Origin of the sequence: Pseudomonas poae RE*1-1-14, assembly GCF_000336465.1 — a bacterium.
GTDB classification, from domain to species: Bacteria; Pseudomonadota; Gammaproteobacteria; order Pseudomonadales; family Pseudomonadaceae; genus Aquipseudomonas; species Aquipseudomonas poae.
In genome coordinates this window covers 4,844,974-4,865,943 of the sequence record NC_020209.1, presented here as the reverse complement: position 1 = coordinate 4,865,943, position 20,970 = coordinate 4,844,974, and the positions used below count along the sequence as shown (strand labels likewise).

Genomic DNA, 20,970 nt, shown 5'->3' with positions numbered 1-20,970 from the left:
TCGCTCGAAAAACTCTGAAATAACTGAAGTCCATTTCCCACGCCAGACGCTGTGCCACCGTTCATCGCCGGTGGCAAACGCCCGCCGTCAGTGCGCTTCGTCCCAGTTGTTGCCCACGCCTACTTCCACCAGCAGTGGCACGTCCAGTTGCGCGGCGGCGCTCATGTGCTCACGAATCCTCTCGCTGACCTCGGCGACCAGATCCTCACGTACCTCCAGCACCAATTCATCGTGTACCTGCAGGATCACCTTGGCATCCAGGCCCGAGTCGGTCAGCCAGTTATCCACGCGCACCATGGCCTTCTTGATGATATCGGCGGCGGTGCCCTGCATCGGCGCGTTGATGGCCGTGCGCTCGGCGGCCGCACGTTCCTGGGGTTTGTTGGAATTGATATCCGGCACGTACAGGCGGCGGCCAAAGAAGGTTTCCACGTAACCCTGGTCGGCCGCCTGGGCGCGGGTGCGCTCCATGTACTCGCGCACCCCGGGATAGCGGGCGAAATACACATCGATATAAGCCTTGGCGGTCTTGGTATCGACGCCAATGTCCTTGCCCAGCTTCTGCGCGCCCATGCCATAGATCAGGCCGAAGTTGATCGCCTTGGCACTGCGGCGCTGGTCGGAAGTGACATCGTCCAACTCCACCTTGAACACCTCGGCCGCAGTGGCGGTGTGCACATCCAGATTGTGGCGGAAGGCATTCATCAAGCCTTCGTCCCTGGAAAGGTGCGCCATGATGCGCAGCTCGATCTGCGAATAGTCCGCTGCCAGCAGCTTGTAACCCTTGGGCGCAACAAACGCCTGGCGGATGCGTCGCCCTTCAGCGGTGCGCACCGGGATGTTCTGCAGGTTCGGGTCGCTGGAGGACAGACGCCCGGTCGCCGTCACCGCCTGGTGATAAGACGTGTGGATACGCCCGGTGCGCGGGTTGATCTGTTCCGGCAGGCGGTCGGTGTAGGTGCTTTTGAGCTTGCTCATGCTGCGGTACTGCATCAGCACCTTGGGCAGCGGATAGTCATCTTCGGCCAGTTTGGCCAGCACTTCTTCCGCCGTCGAGGCCTGCCCTTTACCAGTCTTTTTCAACACCGGCATGCCGAGCTTGTCGTAGAGAATAGAGCCGAGCTGCTTGGGAGAGCCCAGGTTGAACGCCTCACCGGCGATCTCGAATGCCTGGCGCTCCAGCTCGACCATCTTGTTGCCCAGCTCGATGCTCTGGATACCCAGCAGCGCCTTGTCCACCAGCGCACCCTGGCGCTCGATGCGCGCCAACACCGGCACCAACGGGATTTCGATATCCGTCAGCACACTGGCCAGGCTCGGGATCGCGGCCAATTGCGCGTGCAGCGCCTGGTGCAGCCGCAAGGTCACGTCGGCATCTTCGGCTGCATACGGGCCAGCCTGTTCCAGCGCGATCTGATCAAAAGTCAGCTGCTTGGCGCCCTTGCCAGCGATGTCCTGGAAACTGACAGTGTCGTAGTCCAGGTACTTCTTGGCCAGGCTGTCCATGTCGTGCCGAGTGGCGGTGGCGTTGAGCACATAGGATTCAAGCATGGTGTCGAAGGCGATACCGCGCACGGTGATGCCTTGCTCAGGGTCGCCGCCGATGGCGCAGTTGGCCAGGATGTTCATGTCGAACTTGCCGTGCTGGCCGACCTTGAGCTTGGCGGGGTCTTCCAGCAGAGGTTTCAAGGCCAGCAGCACGGTGTCACGGTCCAGTTGGTCCGGCACGCCGATGTAGGAGTGAGTCAACGGGATGTAGGCTGCTTCATGGGGCTGCACGGCAAAGGAAACCCCGACCAATTGCGCTTTTTGCGCGTCGATGCCGGTGGTTTCGGTGTCGAACGCGAACAACGGCGCGTCCTGAAGCTTTTTCAGCCATCGTTCGAAGGTCGGCTGATCGAGGATGGTGGTGTAGGTCGTTTCCACGGGGGCTGTCAGTGCAGTTTCGACGACCTCGGCCACCACCGGCGCGGCGCTCAGTTCGACGCGCTTGGCATCGCGCTGAATCTCGTCGTACCAGCTCTTGAATTCGAGCAGGGTATACAGCTCAAGCAGCTTTTCGCGGTCCGGCTCGATCAGGTGCAGGTCGTCCAGGCCGATATCCAGCGGCACGTCGATTTTGATGGTGGCCAACCGGTAAGACAGGAACGCCATCTCGCGGTGCTCTTCCAGCTTGGCGCGCAGGGTCTTGGCGCCGCGAATCGGCAGGCTCGGCACAATGTCCAACTGCTCATAGAGCTCTTTGAGGCCACCATTGACGCCCACCAGCAAGCCGGACGCGGTCTTCGGACCAATGCCCGGTACGCCCGGAATGTTGTCGGACGAATCGCCCATCAACGCCAGATAGTCGATGATCTGCTCCGGAGCGACACCAAATTTCTCCTTCACGCCCTCTACGTCCATCGCGCTACCGGTCATGGTGTTGACCAAGGTAATGTGCCCGTCCACCAGCTGCGCCATGTCCTTGTCACCGGTGGAAATCACCACTGACCGGCTGGCGGCTGCGCTGCTGCGGGCCAGAGTGCCGATCACGTCATCGGCTTCGACGCCTTCGACGCACAGCAACGGAAAGCCCAGGGCGATCACGCTCTGGTGCAGCGGCTCGATCTGCAGGCGCATGTCGTCGGGCATGCTCGGGCGGTTGGCCTTGTAATCGGCGTACATATCATCGCGAAAGGTCCCACCCTTGGCGTCGAACACCACCGCGAACGGGCTGTCCGGATACTGCCGGCGCAGGCTCTTGAGCATGTTCAGCACGCCCTTGACCGCACCGGTCGGCAGGCCCTTGGAAGTGGTCAGCGGTGGCAGTGCATGGAAGGCGCGGTACAGATAAGAAGAACCGTCCACCAGGACGAGGGGCGCTTGGCTCATGAGCAGGATCAACCTTTTCGGCGGGTCAGGCGCTAGAATAGCCGGACCAATGAAAACAAAGGGACAAGGTTATCATGCGTACATTCAATCGCCTGCTGTTGACTGGCTTGATTGCACTCGCTCCGATGGCTGCCATGGCAGCAGACGATGCGCCGTCGGCCGACCCGGAGGTGACCATTCGCACGGAAGGCGACAAGACCATCCAGGAGTACCGCCAGAATGGCTTCCTGTACGCGATCAAGGTCACCCCCAAAGGTGCGCCGCCGTATTTCCTGGTGCGCGCGGACGGAACCGACGCGAACTTCATCCGTTCTGACCAGCCGGATATGCTGATCCCGTCATGGAAGATCTTCGAATGGAAATGATTTCCCCACTTTAATCGACGCTGCAATCCGCAGCGTCCGTAACGGCAGTTTACCCATGTCTGTGTTCACCCCCCTGGCTCGGCCCGAGCTGGAAACCTTTCTCGCGCCCTACGGGCTCGGCCGCCTGCTTGACTTCCAGGGGATTGCCGCTGGTAGCGAAAACACCAATTTCTTCATCAGCCTGGAACAGGGCGAGTTCGTCCTGACCCTGGTTGAGCGCGGCCCGGTGGCAGAAATGCCGTTTTTCATCGAGCTGCTCGACGTACTGCACGACGCCGACCTGCCAGTGCCCTACGCGCTGCGCACCACCGACGGCGCCGCCTTGCGCGAGTTGGCCGGCAAACCGGCGCTGCTGCAACCGCGCCTGGCCGGCAAGCACATCACGCACGCCAACGCGCAGCATTGCGCCCAGGTCGGCGAACTGCTCGGCCACCTGCATCTGGCCACTCATGGCGATAAAGTGCTGGAACGCAAGACCGATCGCGGGCTGGACTGGATGCTCAGTGAAGGGACGCAGCTGGTTTCGCACTTGAACGCCGCGCAGCAACGCCTGCTGCAGGACGCGCTGGCCGAGATCCAGGTGCACAAGGCCGACATCCTGGCCCTGCCGCGCGCCAACCTGCATGGTGACCTGTTCCGCGACAACGCGATGTTCGAAGGCACGCACCTGACCGGCTTGATCGACTTCTACAACGCCTGCTCCGGGCCGATGCTGTATGACGTCGCGATTGCGCTGAATGATTGGTGCTCGAACGCGGATGGCGCAATCGATGGGCCGCGTGCCCGTGCCTTGCTGGGCGCCTACGCGGGACTGCGACCGTTCACTGCGAAGGAAGCCGAATTATGGCCGACGATGCTGCGGGTGGCGTGCGTACGGTTCTGGCTGTCGCGCCTGATCGCCGCTGAGTCGTTTGCCGGGCAGGATGTGCTGATTCACGATCCAGCGGAATTCGAACACCGCTTGGCGCAACGCCAGCAGGTCACTGCGCACCTGCCGTTCGCGCTTTAGAGACCCACTCGGTCAGAAAATGTAGGAGCGGGCTTGCTCGCGAATGTGGTGTATCAGTCAAGGATGTACCTACTGACGCACTGCATTCGCGAGCAAGCCCGCTCCCACTTGGGTTGAGCGCCGATTTTTAGAGCGAATCCAGGCAGCCCGCCAGGTCGTTACCCAGCTTGTCCAGCACCTGCTCATAACCCTGGGCTGTGGCCGGGGTGTAACCGCCCAACGCATCCAGTTCAGCCAGTTTCACCGGCAAACCCGCGACCAGCGTCTCGGCCAAACGCGGGCGCAGCGGCGGCTCGCTGAATACACAGGTCTTGCCCACTTCCTGCAGACGCGTGCGCATCGCCGCCACATGCTGGGCGCCCGGCTGCACTTCGGCGGCAACGCTGAACACGCCGGCATGCTTGAGTCCGTAGGCCTCTTCGAAGTAATCGAAGGCTTCGTGGAACACGAAGTAAGGCTTGCCCGCGATCCCCGCCAGGCGCTTCTTCAGACGCGCATCCAATGCGTCCAGACGCTCGTCGAAAGCCTTCACGTTGCTCTCATAACGAGCGGCATTCTGCGGGTCGGCGGCACTCAGGTCCGCCGCCATGCGCGCAGCGATCACCCGCGCATTGACCGTGGACAGCCACAAGTGCGCATCCAGGCTGCCCGGACGGTGATCGTGATCATGCTCGTCGGCATCATCGGCGTGAGAGTGGCTATCTTCGGCGAAGCGACGCAGCTTCATGCCTGGCAGGTCCTGCACCGCCACTGTTGGCGCGCTGCGGCCCTTGAGTACGCGCGGCAGGAAGCTTTCCATGTCCGGGCCAATCCAGTACAGCAGGTCCACCGACTGCACGCGCCGTACGTCGGATGGTCGCAGCGCGAAGTTATGCGGCGATGCGCCCGGCGGCAATAACACCTCGGGAACCGCCACGCCGTCCTGCACAGCAGCGGCAATGAGCTGCAACGGCTTGATGCTGGTCAGCACCTTGACCTCGGCCTGAGCGGCCCCCGCAACGAAAAAACTGGCGACAAATATGACAAAAACTGGAAAAAGTCGGGACACGATGACCACTCAATGGCGTAGGAACGGGTAACATAATAACGTCTCTATCAAATGTCTGTCGCCGCTCATGCCTAAAACACCGCTTGCCAGCCGTCCCCATGACCATTCTCACTGCGTGCACAGCGCGCTGGCGGAAGCCGACACCCTGTGTGCACAAAAAGGTCTGCGCCTGACCGCCCTGCGTCGGCGCGTGCTGGAGCTGGTGTGGCAGAGCCACAAGCCGCTGGGCGCCTACGATATCCTCGGCGTGCTCAGCGAACAGGACGGCCGCCGCGCTGCGCCGCCTACGGTGTATCGCGCGTTGGATTTCCTGCTGGAAAACGGCCTGGTGCACCGCATCGCCTCGCTCAACGCCTTCGTCGGCTGTAACCATCCCGAACACGCACACCAGGGCCAGTTCCTGATCTGCCGCGAATGCCACGCCGCCATCGAGCTTGAACAAAAAAGCATCAGCGACGCGATCATCAAGAGTTCTGCCGAGGTGGGCTTTCAGGTCGAAGGGCAAACGGTCGAAGTGGTCGGCCTGTGCTCGGGCTGCCAGGGGGCTTGATGAGCAACGCGTTAATCCGCCTGGAGCAGGTCGGGGTCACGTTCGCCGGGCAAACCGTGCTGGATAACATCGCGCTGAGTGTCCAGCCACGGCAGATCGTCACCCTGATCGGCCCCAACGGCGCCGGCAAGACCACCCTGGTGCGCGCCGTGCTCGGCCTGCTCAAGCCCGACACCGGCAGCGTGTGGCGCAAGCCCAAACTGCGGGTGGGCTACATGCCGCAAAAACTGCACGTCGATCCGACTTTGCCGTTATCCGTGCTGCGCTTCTTGCGCCTGGTGCCCGGCGTTGATCGCGCCCGCGCCCAGGCCGCGCTCAAGGAAGTCGGCGCCGAGCAGGTGATCGACAGCCCGGTGCAAAGCATCTCCGGCGGCGAAATGCAGCGCGTGCTGCTGGCCCGCGCTTTGCTGCGCGAGCCCGAGCTGCTGGTGCTCGATGAACCGGTGCAAGGCGTCGACGTGGCCGGCCAGGCCGAGCTGTACAGCCTGATCACCCGCCTGCGCGACCGCCATGGCTGCGGCGTCCTGATGGTGTCCCACGACCTGCACCTGGTGATGAGCACCACCGACCAGGTGGTGTGTCTCAATCGCCACGTGTGCTGCTCGGGCCACCCGGAACAGGTGAGCGGCGACCCGGCCTTCGTCGAGCTGTTCGGCAAGAACGCGCAGAGCCTGGCGATCTATCACCACCATCACGACCACGCCCACGACCTGCATGGCGCCGTGGTCGATGATCCTTCTGCACCCCACGTGCACGTTCACGGAGATAGCTGCAAGCATGGCTGATTTTCTGCTCTACGCCCTGCTGGCAGGCTTGGCTCTGGCGTTGGTGGCGGGCCCGCTGGGCTCGTTCGTGGTGTGGCGACGCATGGCGTATTTTGGCGACACCTTGTCCCACGCCGCGCTGCTGGGCGTGGCCATGGGCTTTTTGCTGGACGTGAGCCCGACCATTGCCGTCACCGTGGGCTGCCTGCTGCTGGCGGTGCTGCTGGTGACCCTGCAACAGCGCCAGCCACTGGCCTCCGACACCCTGCTGGGCATCCTGGCACCGAGCACTTTATCGCTGGGCCTGGTGGTGCTGAGCTTCATGCATGAAGTGCGCATCGACCTGATGACCTACCTGTTCGGTGATCTGCTGGCGATCAGCCCGACCGACCTTGCGTGGATCCTCGGCGGCAGCGCTGCCGTGCTGGTGCTGCTGGTGACGCTGTGGCGCCCGCTGCTGGCGATCACCGTGCATGAAGAACTGGCCACGGTCGAAGGCTTGCCGGTACCGGCCCTGCGCATGGCTCTGATGTTATTGATCGCGGTGGTGATTGCTGTCGCGATGAAGATTGTCGGCGTATTGTTGATCACGTCGCTGCTGATCATTCCCGCCGCCGCCGCCCAGCGCCATGCCCGCTCACCGGAGCAGATGGCAATCGGCGCCAGCCTGTTGGGAATGCTCGCCGTCTGTGGGGGCCTGGCGTTGTCCTGGTTCAAGGACACGCCGGCCGGGCCATCGATTGTGGTCGCGGCCGCTGCCCTGTTTTTGCTGAGTTTTGTCCTGCCCCGTCGAGGGGTGTAGACTTGCTCGCTTTTTGCGCAATTAGAGAGTCGCAGGAATGAAGCCGTTCACCTCCCGTTATCTGCTCCTTGCCGCATTTTCCCTGCTGCTGGGCGCCTGTCAAAGCACACCGCCCGCCGCCCTCGCGACGCCGGACGCTCGCGCGGCGGCCATCGCGCAGCTGGAGCAAAACCTGGCCAGCAGCGAGCTGGCCACCGCCGAGGATCAACTGGTGGCCTTGCAGGCGCAAACGCCCAACGACCCGGCGCTGGAAGCTTACCAACGCCAGTTGGCCGAAGCCTACTTGCAGCGCAGCCAGATCGTCCTGCAAAAAGGCGACGTCAACGCCGCTGCCACCGCCCTGAGCCGTGCCCGCGCGCTGATGCCCAAGGCACCGGCCCTCACCGGCGGCGTCAACAGTGCCATCAGCCATGCGCGCAAAGCCGAGCTGGACAAAGCCGAGGCGGCCTTGAAAGCCGCCGAAGCCAAGCCGCCTGCCAAGGTCATCGACCCGGCCGCGCCCAGCACCACCGTGGCGTTGAACCTCACCGATATCCAGGCGCTGCGCCATCAACTGGATGCGATTGCCACCGATGTGGTGAATTACCAGTGCGACGTGAGCATCCAGGCGCCGCGCACCGAAGATTACCCGTGGCTGGCCACGTTGCTGACCAAACGGGTTAAACGGATTGATTCGGGGTATGAGCTGAAGATCCACCGGCAGATCCTGAAACACATTCCGGCGCAGGTAGTGCTGATTCCGCGCAAGGCGGACTAAAGCATCGCAGGCAAGCCAGCTCTCACACGTGAATGTATTCACGCTTCAAATGTGGGAGCTGGCTTGCCTGCGATAGCGGTCTGACAAACAGCGAAGGACTTAAGCCGGAATCGCCTTGGCCTTGGCCTCACGATCCCAAACCCGATGCTCGGCAATCGCCGCAAAGAACGCCTTGAACGCCTTCGCATCCGCGCCCACGATCAGCCCCTCGTCCGCTTCCAGTCTCAGCAGATCCAGCAGTGGTTTCACGTCATTGGCGACCGCAATCGCCTTCAGGTGCTTGTACGCCTCCAGCACATAGTGCAGCGCCACACCGTCAGTGCTCAGCGCGTCTACCGAAGCTTTACCGCCCGGGATGAACACCGCGTCAAAGGCAATCGACGGCATGCCTTCCATCGACGCATCCACCGGCAGCGTCTTGCCATCCGCCGTGGTCACAGGCGCCGAGGTCGGCCCCAGCAACTTGGCGTGGGCACCTTCGGCCTCCAACGCTTTTTTCATCGCATCAATCGCTGCGCCGTCCACGCCATTGGCGGCCAGAATTGCCACCTTGCGCGTCTTGATATCACCTGACAGCAGGTTCACCTGGCTCAAGGCCGGCGATTTTTTCACCGACGCCTCACGCACAGGCACGGTGCCTTTGGTCGGCGCAGGCAGGCCCAGGTTCTGCGCAACGCGCTTGGCCAGTTCCAGGTCGATGTTGGCGAGGATCTCGTTGACCTGACGGGCACGGATGTACTCGCGCTCGACCTTGCCCAACTCGAAGCTGTAGGCCGCGATGATGTGCTCTTTCTCATGGTGGCTCATGCTGTTGAAAAACAGCGTGGCCTGGGAGAAATGATCGCCGAACGACTCACTGCGCTCACGCACCTTGTTGGCGTCGACGCGCTCGTAATACGTTTCGAAACCGCCGTCAGTCGGGCCCGCCGGTGTTTCCTTCGGCCAGCCGCCGTCGATGGAGTTGGGCTCGTAGGCTGCGCGGCCTTTATCGATCACGGTGCGATGCTGCGCGTCGCGCTGGCCATTATGGAACGGCGCAACCGGACGGTTGATCGGGATCTCGTGAAAATTTGGTCCGCCCAGTCGGCTGATCTGCGTGTCCGTGTAGGAAAACAGACGGCCTTGCAGCAGCGGGTCGTTGGTGAAGTCGATACCCGGCACGATATGGCCTGGGCAGAAGGCAACCTGCTCGACCTCGGCGAAGAAGTTGTCCGGGTTGCGGTTAAGCACCATCTTGCCCAGCGGGGTGATCGGCACCAGCTCTTCGGGGATGATCTTGGTCGGATCGAGCAGGTCGAAGTCGAAGTTATGCTCGTCTTCTTCTGCAACGATCTGCACGCCGAGTTCCCATTCAGGGTAATCGCCGCCCTCAATCGCTTCCCACAGGTCGCGACGGTGGTAGTCGGTGTCTTTACCGGCCAGCTTCTGCGCTTCGTCCCACACCAGGGAGCAGGTGCCGACCTTTGGCCGCCAGTGAAACTTGACGAAGCTCGACTTGCCTTCGGTGTTGATCAACCGGAAGGTGTGCACGCCAAAACCCTGCATGGCACGCAGGCTTTTTGGAATGGCACGGTCGGACATGGCCCAGATCACCATGTGCGCCGATTCCGGCTGCAACGACACGAAATCCCAGAAGGTATCGTGGGCCGAACCGCCGGTAGGAATCTCGTTATGCGGCTCAGGTTTTACGGCGTGCACAAAGTCAGGAAACTTGATCGCGTCCTGAATGAAAAACACCGGCATGTTGTTGCCCACCAGGTCGAAGTTGCCTTCCTCGGTGAAAAACTTCACGGCAAAACCACGCACGTCACGTACCGTGTCGCCGGAGCCGCGCGGGCCCTGCACGGTGGAGAAGCGCGCGAATACCGGGGTCTTGTGCTCCGGGATACGCAGGAAACCGGCCTTGCTCAACGCCGAGTGGTCTTCGTAGGTCTGGAAGTAACCATGGGCGCCGGTACCACGGGCATGCACGATGCGCTCGGGGATGCGTTCATGGTCAAAGTGCGTGATCTTTTCACGCATGATGAAGTCTTCCAGCAGCGACGGGCCACGCGCGCCGACCTTCAGGGTGTTCTGGTTATCAGAGATCTTCACGCCCTGGTTGGTGCGCAGGGCCTGGCCGGTCGCATCGGAACGGAATTCTTCCAGCGCCTGCAGTTTGGCGTTGGTATTGCCTCGGTCCAGGGTATCAGTGCCCGCGAGTTCACTCTTCGGCGGGGTGGCTGGCTTCTTGGTACTCATCAGTCAAAACTCCTTAGTCAAAGTGGCCAGAGCGGTCCCCGGCTCGTTTGAGCGAAACCCCGGACACGGCACCCGGGAGATCGAATTGCTTAGGTAGTGACTGACAGGGTTTTGAGCCGTTCCTTTTTTATGACCTTTGGTCTCGTTATTGCCAAATCGCTGAATGGATGCGAAATAAATGCTAAGAAACGCTATACGGACAGGCTAAAATGCGCGCCCGGCTAACCGCTGATCCCTTTTCCATGCGCCCCACAAGGTTCGCTACGTGATCGAGTTTCAAAACGTCCATAAAACTTACCGCGTCGCCGGTAAGGATATTCCCGCCCTGCACCCCACCAGCCTGCGCGTCGAAAATGGCCAGGTGTTCGGCCTCATTGGCCACTCGGGTGCGGGAAAAAGTACCCTGCTGCGCCTGATTAACCGCCTCGAAGAACCGAGTGGCGGGCAGATCACCGTCGACGGCGAGGAAGTCACCGCGCTGGACGCCAACGGCCTGCGCCGCTTCCGCCAACAGGTCGGGATGATTTTCCAGCACTTCAACCTACTGGCGTCCAAGACCGTCGCCGACAACGTGGCACTGCCGCTGACCCTGGCCGGCGAGTTGTCGCGCAAGGCCATCGACCTGCGCGTGGCTGAATTGCTCGCCCGTGTGGGTCTGTCGGACCACGCCAAAAAATACCCGGCGCAACTGTCCGGCGGTCAGAAACAGCGCGTCGGTATCGCCCGCGCCCTGGCGACCAAGCCGAAAATCCTGCTGTGCGACGAAGCCACCAGCGCCCTTGACCCGCAAACCACGGCGTCGGTGTTGCAATTGCTGGCCGAGATCAACCGCGAGCTGAAGCTGACCATCGTGCTGATCACCCATGAAATGGACGTGATCCGCCGCGTGTGCGACCAGGTGGCCGTGATGGACGCCGGCGTCATCGTCGAGCAAGGCTCGGTGGCCGAGGTGTTCCTGCACCCCAAGCACGCGACCACCAAGCGTTTCGTGCAGGAAGCCGACCAGATCGACGAAAGCGAGCAGCGCGATGATTTCGCCCACGTGCCAGGCCGCATCGTGCGCCTGACGTTCCAGGGAGAGGCGACCTACGCGCCATTGCTGGGGACCGTCGCCCGTGAAACGGGGGTGGACTACAGCATCCTCGCCGGTCGGATCGACCGCATCAAAGATATTCCCTACGGTCAACTGACCCTGGCCGTGACCGGCGGTGACATGGACGCCGCGTTTGCGCGATTTACCGCTGCCGATGTCCATATGGAGGTGCTGCGCTGATGGACGTACTACTGCATTACTTCGATAAGGTTGACTGGGCTGACATATGGGTTGCCACTGGCGACACCATGCTGATGCTCAGCACCTCGCTGCTGTTCACCATACTGGTGGGCCTGCCGCTGGGCATTCTACTGTTTCTGTTCAGCCCACGGCAGCTGCTTGAGCAAAAAGCCACCTATAGCGTGCTGGCATTTATCGTCAACGCTATACGTTCTCTGCCGTTTATCATTCTGCTGATTGTGATGATCCCGACGACGGTCTTCATCACTGGCACTTCGCTTGGCGTGGCCGGCGCGATTCCACCGCTGGTGGTAGGTGCTTCGACGTTCTTCGCGCGGCTGGTGGAAACCGCATTGCGTGAGGTGGATCGCGGCATCATCGAAGCGACCCAAGCCATGGGCGCCACCACTCGGCAGATCATCGTCAAGGCGCTTCTGCAGGAGGCAAAATCCGGCATCATTGCGGCAATCACCGTCACCGCTATCGCTCTGGTGGGTTACACCGCCATGGCAGGCGTGGTGGGCGCCGGTGGTTTGGGTGATCTGGCGATCCGTTATGGATACCAGCGTTTCCAGAACGATGTCATGGTCGTTACCGTAATCATGCTGATTGTGCTGGTACAAATTCTGCAGACCATCGGCGACAAGCTGGTGACACACTATTCTCGAAAATAACGGCCATTGACGGCCAGAAGCCGGCAATTAACCGAACAAGGAGCTTGCTGCATGAAAAAACTACTGGTTGCTTTCGCCGCCGTTGCGGCGTTTTCCGCCCACGCCGAAACCCTCACCGTCGCAGCCTCGCCGGTGCCGCACGCGGAAATCCTCGAGTTCGTGAAGCCTGCGCTGGCCAAAGAAGGCGTGGACCTGCAGGTCAAGGTCTTCACCGACTACGTGCAGCCCAACGTGCAGGTGGCGGAAAAACGCCTGGACGCCAACTTCTTTCAGCACCAGCCGTATCTGGATGAGTTCAACAAAGCCAAGGGCACTCACCTGGTGAGCGTCGGCGGCGTGCACCTGGAACCCCTGGGCGCGTACTCCAGCAAGTACAAGAAGCTCGACGAGCTGCCGGACGGCGCCAACGTGGTCATCCCCAACGACGCCACCAACGGCGGCCGCGCCCTGTTGCTGCTGGCCAAAAACGGCCTGATCACCCTGAAGGACCCGACCAACATCCTGTCGACCATCAAGGACATCACCGCCAACCCGAAAAACCTGAAATTCCGCGAACTCGAAGCCGCCACCCTGCCGCGCGTGCTGACCCAGGTTGACCTGGCGCTGATCAACACCAACTACGCCCTGGAAGCCAAGCTGGATCCGTCCAAGGACGCGCTGGTGATCGAAGGCAGCGACTCGCCTTACGTGAACATTCTGGTGACCCGCGAAGACAACAAGGACTCGGACGCCGTGAAGAAACTGGTAGCCGCCTTGCATACCCCTGAAGTGAAGCAATTCATCGAAGAGAAATACAAGGGTGCGATCAAGCCGGCGTTCTGATCCGGCCCTGAATACCCGATCTCCGGTCTGATGGAGGTCAAAAAGTGGGAGGGGGCTAGCTCCGATCGCAGTGTTTCAGTCAACTCATAGGTCGACTGATTCACCGCGATCGGAGCTAGCCCCCTTCCACTTTTTTGTGCCTGCTTTATTTGCGCTGCAACAACCCAGGCAACTGTGCCACCAGCTTCTTGCTGTTCAACGGCGCGCGGATAAACCCGCGCTGAGTACCGTCCGGGCCGATAATCGCGAGGTTGCCGCTGTGGTCGACGGTGTAGTTGGGCTTGCTGGTGTCAGCCGGGATGAACGGGATGCTCACGGCATTCGACAGCGTCTGCACCTCATCCACCGTCGCACCGGTCAAGCCGCGGAACTGCGGATCGAAGTAGCCCAAATACTGCTTGAGCTGCGCCGGGGTGTCGCGGTGCGGGTCGACGCTGACCAGGATCACCTGCAACGTGTCCACAGCCTCCTTGGGCAATTCACTCTTGATCTGGCGCAACTGGGCGAGGGTGGTGGGGCAGATGTCCGGGCAGAAGGTATAGCCGAAGAACAGCAGGCTCCACTTGCCTTTCAACGCGTTGACGAGCACCGGTTGGCCGTTCTGGTCTTGCAAGGTCACCGGCGGTAATTGGCGACTTTGCGGCAGCAGGATGATGCCCGCGTCGATCAACGCCACAGAGTCGACCTGACCCCTTCCCGAGAGCGCCTTGTTAACCATCAGGCCCAGGATCAGCGCCACCAGAGCAATCAGCATGAAAACGGTTTTTTGAGTTCGAGTCATAGGTTCAACAGTCGTTAATGGTTTACGAACGCGGCGATAAGCGGCAGCAACAGGTGCCGGAGTGTAAAGCAGGAGAAGCAGCTGGGTGTAATGCCGCACCAGGATACGTAGTACGTATCATGCTTCGGCATGTATCTGACTTCGTTATCGGGGGGCAAACAGTAGCTGGCCGTCTCCACGCAGGGCTACGGGGGATGAAGGCGCAGTGATATCAAACAGTGTGTAAGCCAGCGTGATATGCGCCACATCCCTGGGCATGTCGCGGTCGACGATAAACCGCACCGGCATTTCTATGCGCTCGCCGGGTTGCAGCACTTGCTGGGTGAAGCAAAAGCACTCGGTCTTGTGAAAGTACGGCGCGGCTTGCGCCGGGGAAATGCTCGGCACCGCCTGGGCGGTCATGGGTTTGTCGGTGGGATTGTAGGCCACGAACAGCATCTCGGTGACGGCGCCTGGGTGGACCACGACGTCGTCAGCCTTGGAATGGAACTCCCACACCATATTGGCGGCATTGGTGGACACAAACTGCACCCGTACCTGGCGCATCGAGTCCACGGCCTGTGATCCCTCATAGTGCCCGGTGGCCTTGTCATTGACGCCGAACACGTTGAGCAGCGCGTCGTAGATGGGTACCAAAGCGAAGCTCAACGCGAACATCGCCACCGCAAGAATCAGCAGTCGAGCGATAAACCGTTTGAGCGGAACAGATTCAGCCATAACACCCACCCAGTATCAGCAAGGGCAACACGATCCGGAACATCGTCGAGTATAGACAGCACCGGCAGCCTCGCGATGGGCACAGGAAATCAGTGAAAAACGATCAATCCCACCCAATAAAGTCAGGAGCAGAAACGTTTTTGCGACTAAAATTTGCAACTGGTTATAGCCCCTGCGCATAACCCTGAATTAATTATGACAAATGCATCTTAGGGGCTCGTATAAACGAGCTAACTTCTCCTTTTTCCTACACCTGTTTCACTGGAGCCACCATGAATACCGCCGCATTGCGCGAGCAGATTTCCCGTGCCCATCACCACGAAGCCAGCACGGGCCAGCTGGCCCTGCAGCTGGAAAAACAATTGCCGCATCTGCACTCGGCCATTTCCCTGGCTGAAGGTGATCGCAGCGCAGTCATGACGCGTTTCGTCACCGCCTACATTGACCTCGTCCCGGACCTGCTGGACGCCGCCAATGACGTAGCGCGCGCAGCCGGTATCGAAAGCCAGATCAAACCGGTACTGAAGATTGCCGAGCATTTCTTCCTGCAGCCTCCGTCAATCCTGGCCGGGCACGAAGGCCTGGAAGGTTTGCTCGATGAGGCCTACCTGGCGCATCGCTTGGTGGAAGAAGTAAACGATCTGTATATCAAGCATTTCGGTCAGCCATTGATTCCGGCGGATACCACCGTGGCCAACCTGATTGCCCACCAGTTGATCGGCGAAGCCTTTGCCAACCAGTTGGACGAGGCCGTGCACCTGGCGGTGGATGAAATGCTAAACGAAGAGAGTTTTGCGCTGGAATCGGTGGAGAGCTACCGGGAAAAGCTCAGAAGCCCGAACACGGAAGCCGCGTGGAAGCGCTGGCCGTGCCTGTCGCGGCAGTTGGGCGTTGAACTGGCACTGGATCAGCCTGCCTGACCTCTCCAGCCAGAAGATCAAATGTGGGCGGGAGCAAACGCCTTGGGACTGTCATAAATTTTGTGTTCGGGCATAACATGTTGATAGAGGTGCATGTATGCCGACCAAAAAGAAACCGGCCCGTGAGGCCCCGCGAGACCTTCCATCCATTCCCCAAGAGCTGATCGACCAGTTCGTCAGCGGCCCGATGAGTGCCGAAGCCATTCAGGATGCCTCGATGGCGTTCAAAAAGGCGCTGATCGAGCGAGCTCTTGGTGCCGAGTTGGGCCACCACCTTGGCTATCCTCAGGGCGCGGAGCGCCCTGAGGAATCGAGTAACCAGCGCAACGGCAAGAGCGGAAAAACGGTGCTAACCGATGACGGTCCGCTGCGTTTGGACATTCCCAGAGACCGTGATGGAAGCTTTGCTCCGATTCTGATCCCCAAACACGAACGGCGTTTTACCGGCTTCGATGACAAGATTATCGCGATGTATGCCCGAGGCATGACGGTTCGCGAAATCCGGGCGTTTCTCTCTGAACAGTACGGAACAGACGTCTCTCACGATTTCATCAGCTCCGTCACTGACGCAGTGTTGGAGGAGGTTACCGCCTGGCAACAGCGACCGCTTGAACCGATGTACCCGGTAATTTTCTTCGATGCATTGCGAGTCAAAATTCGCGACGAAGGCCTGGTTCGCAACAAAGCGATCTACTTGGCACTGGGAGTATTGCCGGACGGAACGCGAGATATTCTGGGCATTTGGATTGAAACAACCGAAGGCGCCAAATTTTGGATGAAGGTCTTTAACGACCTGAAAACCCGAGGCGTCGAAGACGTCTTGATCGCCGTAACTGACGGTCTCAAAGGCATGCCCGAAGCGCTGAGTGCTGTGTTTCCTGAGACGACGTTGCAGACCTGCATCGTCCACCTGATCCGTAACAGCCTCGATTACGCCCCGTGGGATAAGCGCCGTGAGCTGGCCAAGGCACTGAAACCGATCTATCAAGCACTTAATGCTGACGCCGCAGAACAAGCGCTACTGGCTTTCGAAGCCGGGCCTTGGGGTAAGCAATATCCGACAGTCGTATCGGCTTGGAAGCGTGCTTGGGATCGAGTTATCCCGTTCTTCGTGTTTCCCCCGGCGATACGCAAAGTGATCTACACAACCAATGCCATCGAGAGTATCAATGCCCAGTTGCGCAAGGTCATCAAGACGCGAGGCCACTTCCCAACGGATGAAGCCGCGACAAAGCTAATCTGGCTGGCATTACGAAATATCACCGCGAACTGGGGCAGTGCAGCTCATGATTGGAAGAACGCAATGAATCAATTTGCGATTCTGTACGGAGATCGATTTATCAGGCCGACCTGGTAAAGATAGGGCCTGCCTGACGGCAGGCCGTAACCGGCCCGAACACAAAAAATCTGACACTCTCAACGCCTTCTTATCAAACAAAAATAGCGTGTTGATTTTAAAGCCTGAAATTTCACCCAGCCGAGCTTTTTCAGTCAACCACCTCCCTGTGGCGAGCGGGCTTGCCCCGCGTTGGGGTGCGCAGCGCCCCCAATCCAGCAACACGCGGTATACCTGATACGGCTCAGCGCCTGGTTTTGGGGCTGCTGCGCAGCCCAACGCAGGACAAGCCTGCTCGCCACAGGGAATCTGCGCTTAACTGAACGGCATTGGAGCTTGCCCGCTCGCCACAACAAGCCCGCTCAACTTGGCGGAACCTCCCTTGTGTTCAAGCCGGGGCGGATCCAATGCCGGTCGTGGTCCTTATCCGCCCTTCCAGACGACGCTTGAGCCCTCGCGCCTCAATCACCAGCTTCGATCCCTTCGCGGCATTTGCGCGACCCCATTCCTCCAGCAATTCCAGGCACGAATGGTCGATGTAGCTCAGGTTATTGAGCGGCACATGCACGGTGGTCCCCGCCGGAACAGTCGACAGCACCTGGGTCAGCGCCGGTACCTTCAAGAAGGTCGCCGCACCGGTCAGACGCAGTTCCATCTCGCCGTCCTGCGGCAGGTCGATCAGGCTGACCTTCAAGCGTGAGGCCTTGAACGCGAGCTTGAGCAACGTCAAGCCGAAGCCCACCAGCACGCCCGTCAGCAAATCGGTGAAAATGATCGCCAGGGCCGTGGCCGCGTAGGTGAACATCGGCATCCGCCCATAGCGTCCCAATGCCTTGAACGCCTTGATGTCCACCAGCTTGATCCCGGTGTACACCAGCACGCCGGCAAGGCTCGCCACCGGAATGCTTTGCAGCACGCTCGACAGCAGCAGCACGAAGCCCAGCAGCCAGACACCATGGAACATCGCCGAGAGGCGCGTGGTGGCGCCGGCCTGAACGTTGGCCGAGCTGCGCACGATCACGCCGGTCATCGGCAGGGCGCCGACCAGACCGCAGAGCATGTTGCCTACGCCTTGGGCAGACAATTCCTTGTCGAAGTCCGAGCGCTGCCCACTGTGCATACGGTCAACCGCAGCGGCGGACAACAGCGTTTCGGCGCTGGCGATGAACGCCACCGCGAACGCCGCGATCAGCAACTGCGGATCGGCCAGGTTGAGCAGGTCGCTGGGCCGCAGCCAATCGATGGCGTCCGCCAGGTTTTCCGGCACTTCCACGCGCTTGACCTGCAACGCCAGCACCAGGCTGGTCACCGTCGCCAGGCCTACGCCGAGCAGGGCACCGGGCACAAAGCGCAGTGTTTGCGGGCGCAATTTGTCCCACAGGTACATCACCAGCATGGTCGACACACCCAGCAGGCCGGCCTGCCAGCCAAGGCCGCCACCCAGGGTCGGAATCGCTTCAACCAGCGCCGCCGGGAAGCCCGTGAGGTTGTCCAGACCCGAAGGCTTGGGCGCACCGTCGAGCATTACATGCACCTGCGACAGCACAATCAACACGCCGATACCTGCGAGCATGCCGTACACCACGGCCGGCGCCGTCACGCGGAACCAGCAGCCCAGGCGCAAACGCCCGGCCACCAGTTGCAGGAAGCCCGCCAGCAGTAGAATCGGCCCGAGCATCAGCATGCCGTGCTGACGCACCAGTTCGAACACCAACACCGCAAGACCCGCTGCCGGACCGCTGACCTGCAGCGGCGACCCCGCCAGCCAGCCCACCACCAGCCCGCCGATGATCCCGGTAATCAGGCCCTTGGCTGGCGGCATGCCGGACGCAATCGCGATACCCATGCACAAGGGCAGGGCGACCAGAAACACAACCACGGAAGCGAGCAGCTCCCGCGGCAATACAGCTTTCAATTGAGCAGCACGCATGATGACTCTCCCGAGGCATTCGCCGGGCGCGGTAAAGCCTGGCTGCATCCATGGCAGCCACCGCTTTACCCGGCAGGGAAGTGTGTTAGAAGCGCGCTTTAGGCGTCGCGGATGGAATCGGACCTTCACCGCCCAACGGTCGGAACGCCGACTGATCCGCGTCATAGGCCCGGATCTCGCTGGTCTCGATGTTGTAGATCCAGCCATGGATGAACAACTGACCATTGGCCATGCGCGAAGCCACGGAAGGGTGGGTGCGCAAATGCTGCAACTGGGCGATGACGTTTTCTTCGGTCAGCACCTGCATGCTTTCGCCTTCGTTGGCGCAGTCGCAGTTGTCATGGACCATGGTCTTGGCGACCTCGGCATGACGCAGCCAGGCCTTGACCGTCGGCATCTTCTCCAGGCTCTGAGGGTTGAGCACTGCGCGCATGGCGCCGCAGTCGGAGTGGCCGCATACGATGATGTGCTGCACGCCCAGAGCGAGTACCGCGTACTCGATGGCGGTGGATACGCCGCCATTCATCTGGCCATAAGGCGGAACCACGTTGCCCACGTTACGGGTCACGAACAGGTCGCCGGGCGAGCTTTGGGTAATCAGCTCGGGCACGATGCGCGAGTCGGCGCAGGTAATGAACATCGCACGTGGGCTCTGGGCCGTGGCGAGTTTCTTGAACAGTTCTTCCTGCTGGGGGAAGACGTCGTGATGGAAATGCAGAAAACCGTCGACGATGTGCTGCAGCGCTGCATCGGCGGACTCCGCCACTTGAGGGGCTGAAGCCGACGCAGCCAACGGCTGTTTATCGTTATCACTCATGATTGATCCTCATACTTTATGCAGGGCAGGGTTCAGCTCAGTTCGACGCCAGAGCCGTGAAATAGTTGTGCAACTGCCACAACCAGGTCACCGACTCATTGGTCACTCGCTGAACAAGGTAACCATCGAAACTTAACTCAAACTGAATGAACCGCTCTAGATCGCGGGTTTCAGTGATGTCAAAACGCGACCATTCCTACAGTAACGGTGTACCTCACCTGATCAGTCTATAACAGCGCCATCTGTCTGCCCGGTGGGCAGAACGCCGTGCAATCGAGGTTATACCCCTCCCGACGGTCCATGCCCAGGCGCTTGATCGCCTTGCTGAACCGCTGCGCCAACAGATCGGCAAACGGCCCCTCGCCGCGCATGCGCACGCCGAATCGACTGTCGTACACCTCACCGCCGCGCACCTGGCGCACCAGGCTCATTACGTGGGCCGCGCGCTGCGGATAATGCGCCGCGAGCCACTCCTCGAACAGCGGCGCCACTTCCAGCGGCAGGCGCAGCATCATGTAGGCCGCACTTTGCGCCCCGGCGGCGTGGGCTTCGGTGAGCAGGCTTTCCAGCTCACTGTCGTTGATCATCGGGATCATCGGCGAGCACAGCACACCCACCGCAATGCCGGCCTCGCGCATCACGCGGATGGCCCGCAACCGCGCCTTGGGCGCCGCCGCGCGCGGTTCGAGGATGCGCTTGAGTTCATCGTCCAGGCTGGTGAGGCTGATCATCACCGCCACCAGCCGTTGCCGGGCCAGTTCGGTGAGCAGGTCAAGGTCGCGCAGTATCAGCGAGCCTTTGGTGATGATGGTCACCGGGTGCCGATAGCGCAGCAGCACTTCGAGGAGTTGCCGAGTGATTTTATGTTCGCGCTCAATAGGCTGGTACGGGTCGGTATTGGAGCCCAGGTTGATCGGCGCACACACATAGCCGGGCCTGGACAGCTGCTGCTCGAGTACCTGGGCCGCATTGCTTTTGGCGATCAGGCGGGTTTCGAAATCCAGCCCTGGCGACATGTCCCAATAGGCATGGCTGGGCCGCGCGTAGCAGTAGATGCAGCCATGCTCGCACCCGCGATACGGGTTGATCGAACGATCGAACGGCAGATCCGGCGAGTTGTTGCGCGTGATGATGGTTTTGGCCGTTTCGATGCGCACTTCGGTGCCCTGGGTCTGCGGGACTTCCTGATGCCAGCCGTCGTCCTCGGCCACGCTGACGGTGGGCGCAAAGCGATTATGCAGATTGGTGGCCGTACCCCGGCCACGGGGCGGCAGCGCAGTGGTCATGAAAATG

The 20,970-nt window shown here is 60.7% G+C and carries 19 protein-coding genes; 11 read left to right on the top strand and 8 right to left on the bottom strand.

What is annotated here, in order from left to right; translation table 11 throughout:
* Positions 1–87: 87 nt before the first annotated feature.
* Complete coding sequence (gene polA, locus H045_RS21460; protein WP_015373413.1) at positions 88–2,871, bottom strand: DNA polymerase I; 2,784 nt, start codon at positions 2,869–2,871, stop codon at positions 88–90.
* Between the two features lie 74 nt (positions 2,872–2,945).
* Between polA and H045_RS21455 the strand changes: the two genes are divergently transcribed.
* The gene (locus H045_RS21455) at positions 2,946–3,236 is read left to right on the top strand and encodes a DUF2782 domain-containing protein (RefSeq protein ID WP_003187366.1); all 291 of its coding nucleotides are present in this window, start codon (positions 2,946–2,948) and stop codon (positions 3,234–3,236) included.
* A gap of 55 nt (positions 3,237–3,291) precedes the next feature.
* Positions 3,292–4,245: a homoserine kinase gene (locus H045_RS21450; protein ID WP_003233733.1), complete on the top strand. Its 954-nt coding sequence runs from the start codon at positions 3,292–3,294 to the stop codon at positions 4,243–4,245.
* Between the two features lie 127 nt (positions 4,246–4,372).
* Here H045_RS21450 and H045_RS21445 read toward each other — a convergent pair whose 3' ends face one another.
* Positions 4,373–5,302, bottom strand: coding sequence for a zinc ABC transporter substrate-binding protein ZnuA (locus H045_RS21445; protein ID WP_041931548.1), 930 nt, complete (start codon positions 5,300–5,302; stop codon positions 4,373–4,375).
* 58 nt (positions 5,303–5,360) lie between these two features.
* Here H045_RS21445 and zur point away from each other — a divergent pair, with 58 nt between their 5' ends.
* From zur to H045_RS21425, 4 genes are read left to right on the top strand one after another with little or no spacing between them, the layout of a single operon-like run.
* A complete protein-coding gene (gene zur, locus H045_RS21440) occupies positions 5,361–5,843 on the top strand; it encodes a zinc uptake transcriptional repressor Zur (RefSeq protein ID WP_015373411.1) in 483 nt (160 codons plus the stop codon).
* Positions 5,843–6,628, top strand: a complete 786-nt coding sequence (znuC, locus tag H045_RS21435) for a zinc ABC transporter ATP-binding protein ZnuC (RefSeq protein ID WP_003233726.1) — start codon at positions 5,843–5,845, stop codon at positions 6,626–6,628. Before zur ends, znuC begins: the two co-directional genes overlap by 1 nt.
* Positions 6,621–7,409 carry a zinc ABC transporter permease subunit ZnuB gene (gene znuB, locus H045_RS21430; protein ID WP_015373410.1) on the top strand — a complete coding sequence of 263 codons (789 nt, stop codon included), beginning with the start codon at positions 6,621–6,623 and terminating at the stop codon, positions 7,407–7,409. The genes znuC and znuB overlap by 8 nt, the downstream gene beginning before the upstream one ends.
* Positions 7,410–7,446: 37 nt before the next feature.
* The gene (locus H045_RS21425) at positions 7,447–8,166 is read left to right on the top strand and encodes a PA5502 family lipoprotein (RefSeq protein ID WP_015373409.1); all 720 of its coding nucleotides are present in this window, start codon (positions 7,447–7,449) and stop codon (positions 8,164–8,166) included.
* A gap of 99 nt (positions 8,167–8,265) precedes the next feature.
* Here H045_RS21425 and katE read toward each other — a convergent pair whose 3' ends face one another.
* Positions 8,266–10,407 (bottom strand): catalase HPII, encoded by a 2,142-nt coding sequence (gene katE / locus H045_RS21420; protein ID WP_015373408.1) that lies wholly within the window; start codon positions 10,405–10,407, stop codon positions 8,266–8,268.
* 265 nt (positions 10,408–10,672) lie between these two features.
* Between katE and H045_RS21415 the strand changes: the two genes are divergently transcribed.
* From H045_RS21415 to H045_RS21405, 3 genes are read left to right on the top strand one after another with little or no spacing between them, the layout of a single operon-like run.
* Positions 10,673–11,680 (top strand): methionine ABC transporter ATP-binding protein, encoded by a 1,008-nt coding sequence (locus H045_RS21415; RefSeq protein WP_003233719.1) that lies wholly within the window; start codon positions 10,673–10,675, stop codon positions 11,678–11,680.
* Positions 11,680–12,354 carry a methionine ABC transporter permease gene (locus tag H045_RS21410; RefSeq protein ID WP_015373407.1) on the top strand — a complete coding sequence of 225 codons (675 nt, stop codon included), beginning with the start codon at positions 11,680–11,682 and terminating at the stop codon, positions 12,352–12,354. The genes H045_RS21415 and H045_RS21410 overlap by 1 nt, the downstream gene beginning before the upstream one ends.
* Before the next feature lie 51 nt (positions 12,355–12,405).
* A complete protein-coding gene (locus H045_RS21405) occupies positions 12,406–13,176 on the top strand; it encodes a MetQ/NlpA family ABC transporter substrate-binding protein (RefSeq protein WP_003233715.1) in 771 nt (256 codons plus the stop codon).
* A 145-nt stretch (positions 13,177–13,321) separates the two neighbouring features.
* Here the strand turns inward: H045_RS21405 and H045_RS21400 are convergent, their stop codons facing one another.
* Entirely contained in the window at positions 13,322–13,957 is a 636-nt protein-coding gene (locus H045_RS21400; protein WP_015373406.1) for an SCO family protein, read from the bottom strand.
* 144 nt (positions 13,958–14,101) lie between these two features.
* The gene (locus H045_RS21395) at positions 14,102–14,674 is read right to left on the bottom strand and encodes a cytochrome c oxidase assembly protein (protein ID WP_015373405.1); all 573 of its coding nucleotides are present in this window, start codon (positions 14,672–14,674) and stop codon (positions 14,102–14,104) included.
* 272 nt (positions 14,675–14,946) lie between these two features.
* On the opposite strand from H045_RS21395, the gene H045_RS21390 reads away from it, so the two are divergent.
* On the top strand, positions 14,947–15,594 hold the full coding sequence (locus H045_RS21390; RefSeq protein ID WP_003233708.1) for a hypothetical protein: 648 nt from the start codon (positions 14,947–14,949) through the stop codon (positions 15,592–15,594).
* A 97-nt stretch (positions 15,595–15,691) separates the two neighbouring features.
* Positions 15,692–16,951 (top strand): IS256 family transposase, encoded by a 1,260-nt coding sequence (locus H045_RS21385; protein ID WP_015372597.1) that lies wholly within the window; start codon positions 15,692–15,694, stop codon positions 16,949–16,951.
* Positions 16,952–17,318: 367 nt separating this feature from the next.
* Here the strand turns inward: H045_RS21385 and H045_RS21380 are convergent, their stop codons facing one another.
* The 3 genes from H045_RS21380 to H045_RS21370 form a co-directional block, all read right to left on the bottom strand.
* On the bottom strand, positions 17,319–18,860 hold the full coding sequence (locus H045_RS21380) for a SulP family inorganic anion transporter (protein ID WP_003233705.1): 1,542 nt from the start codon (positions 18,858–18,860) through the stop codon (positions 17,319–17,321).
* 85 nt (positions 18,861–18,945) lie between these two features.
* Entirely contained in the window at positions 18,946–19,677 is a 732-nt protein-coding gene (locus H045_RS21375) for a carbonic anhydrase (protein WP_003233703.1), read from the bottom strand.
* Positions 19,678–19,904: 227 nt separating this feature from the next.
* A complete protein-coding gene (locus H045_RS21370) occupies positions 19,905–20,963 on the bottom strand; it encodes a PA0069 family radical SAM protein (protein WP_003233701.1) in 1,059 nt (352 codons plus the stop codon).
* Between the last annotated feature and the right edge of the window lie 7 nt (positions 20,964–20,970).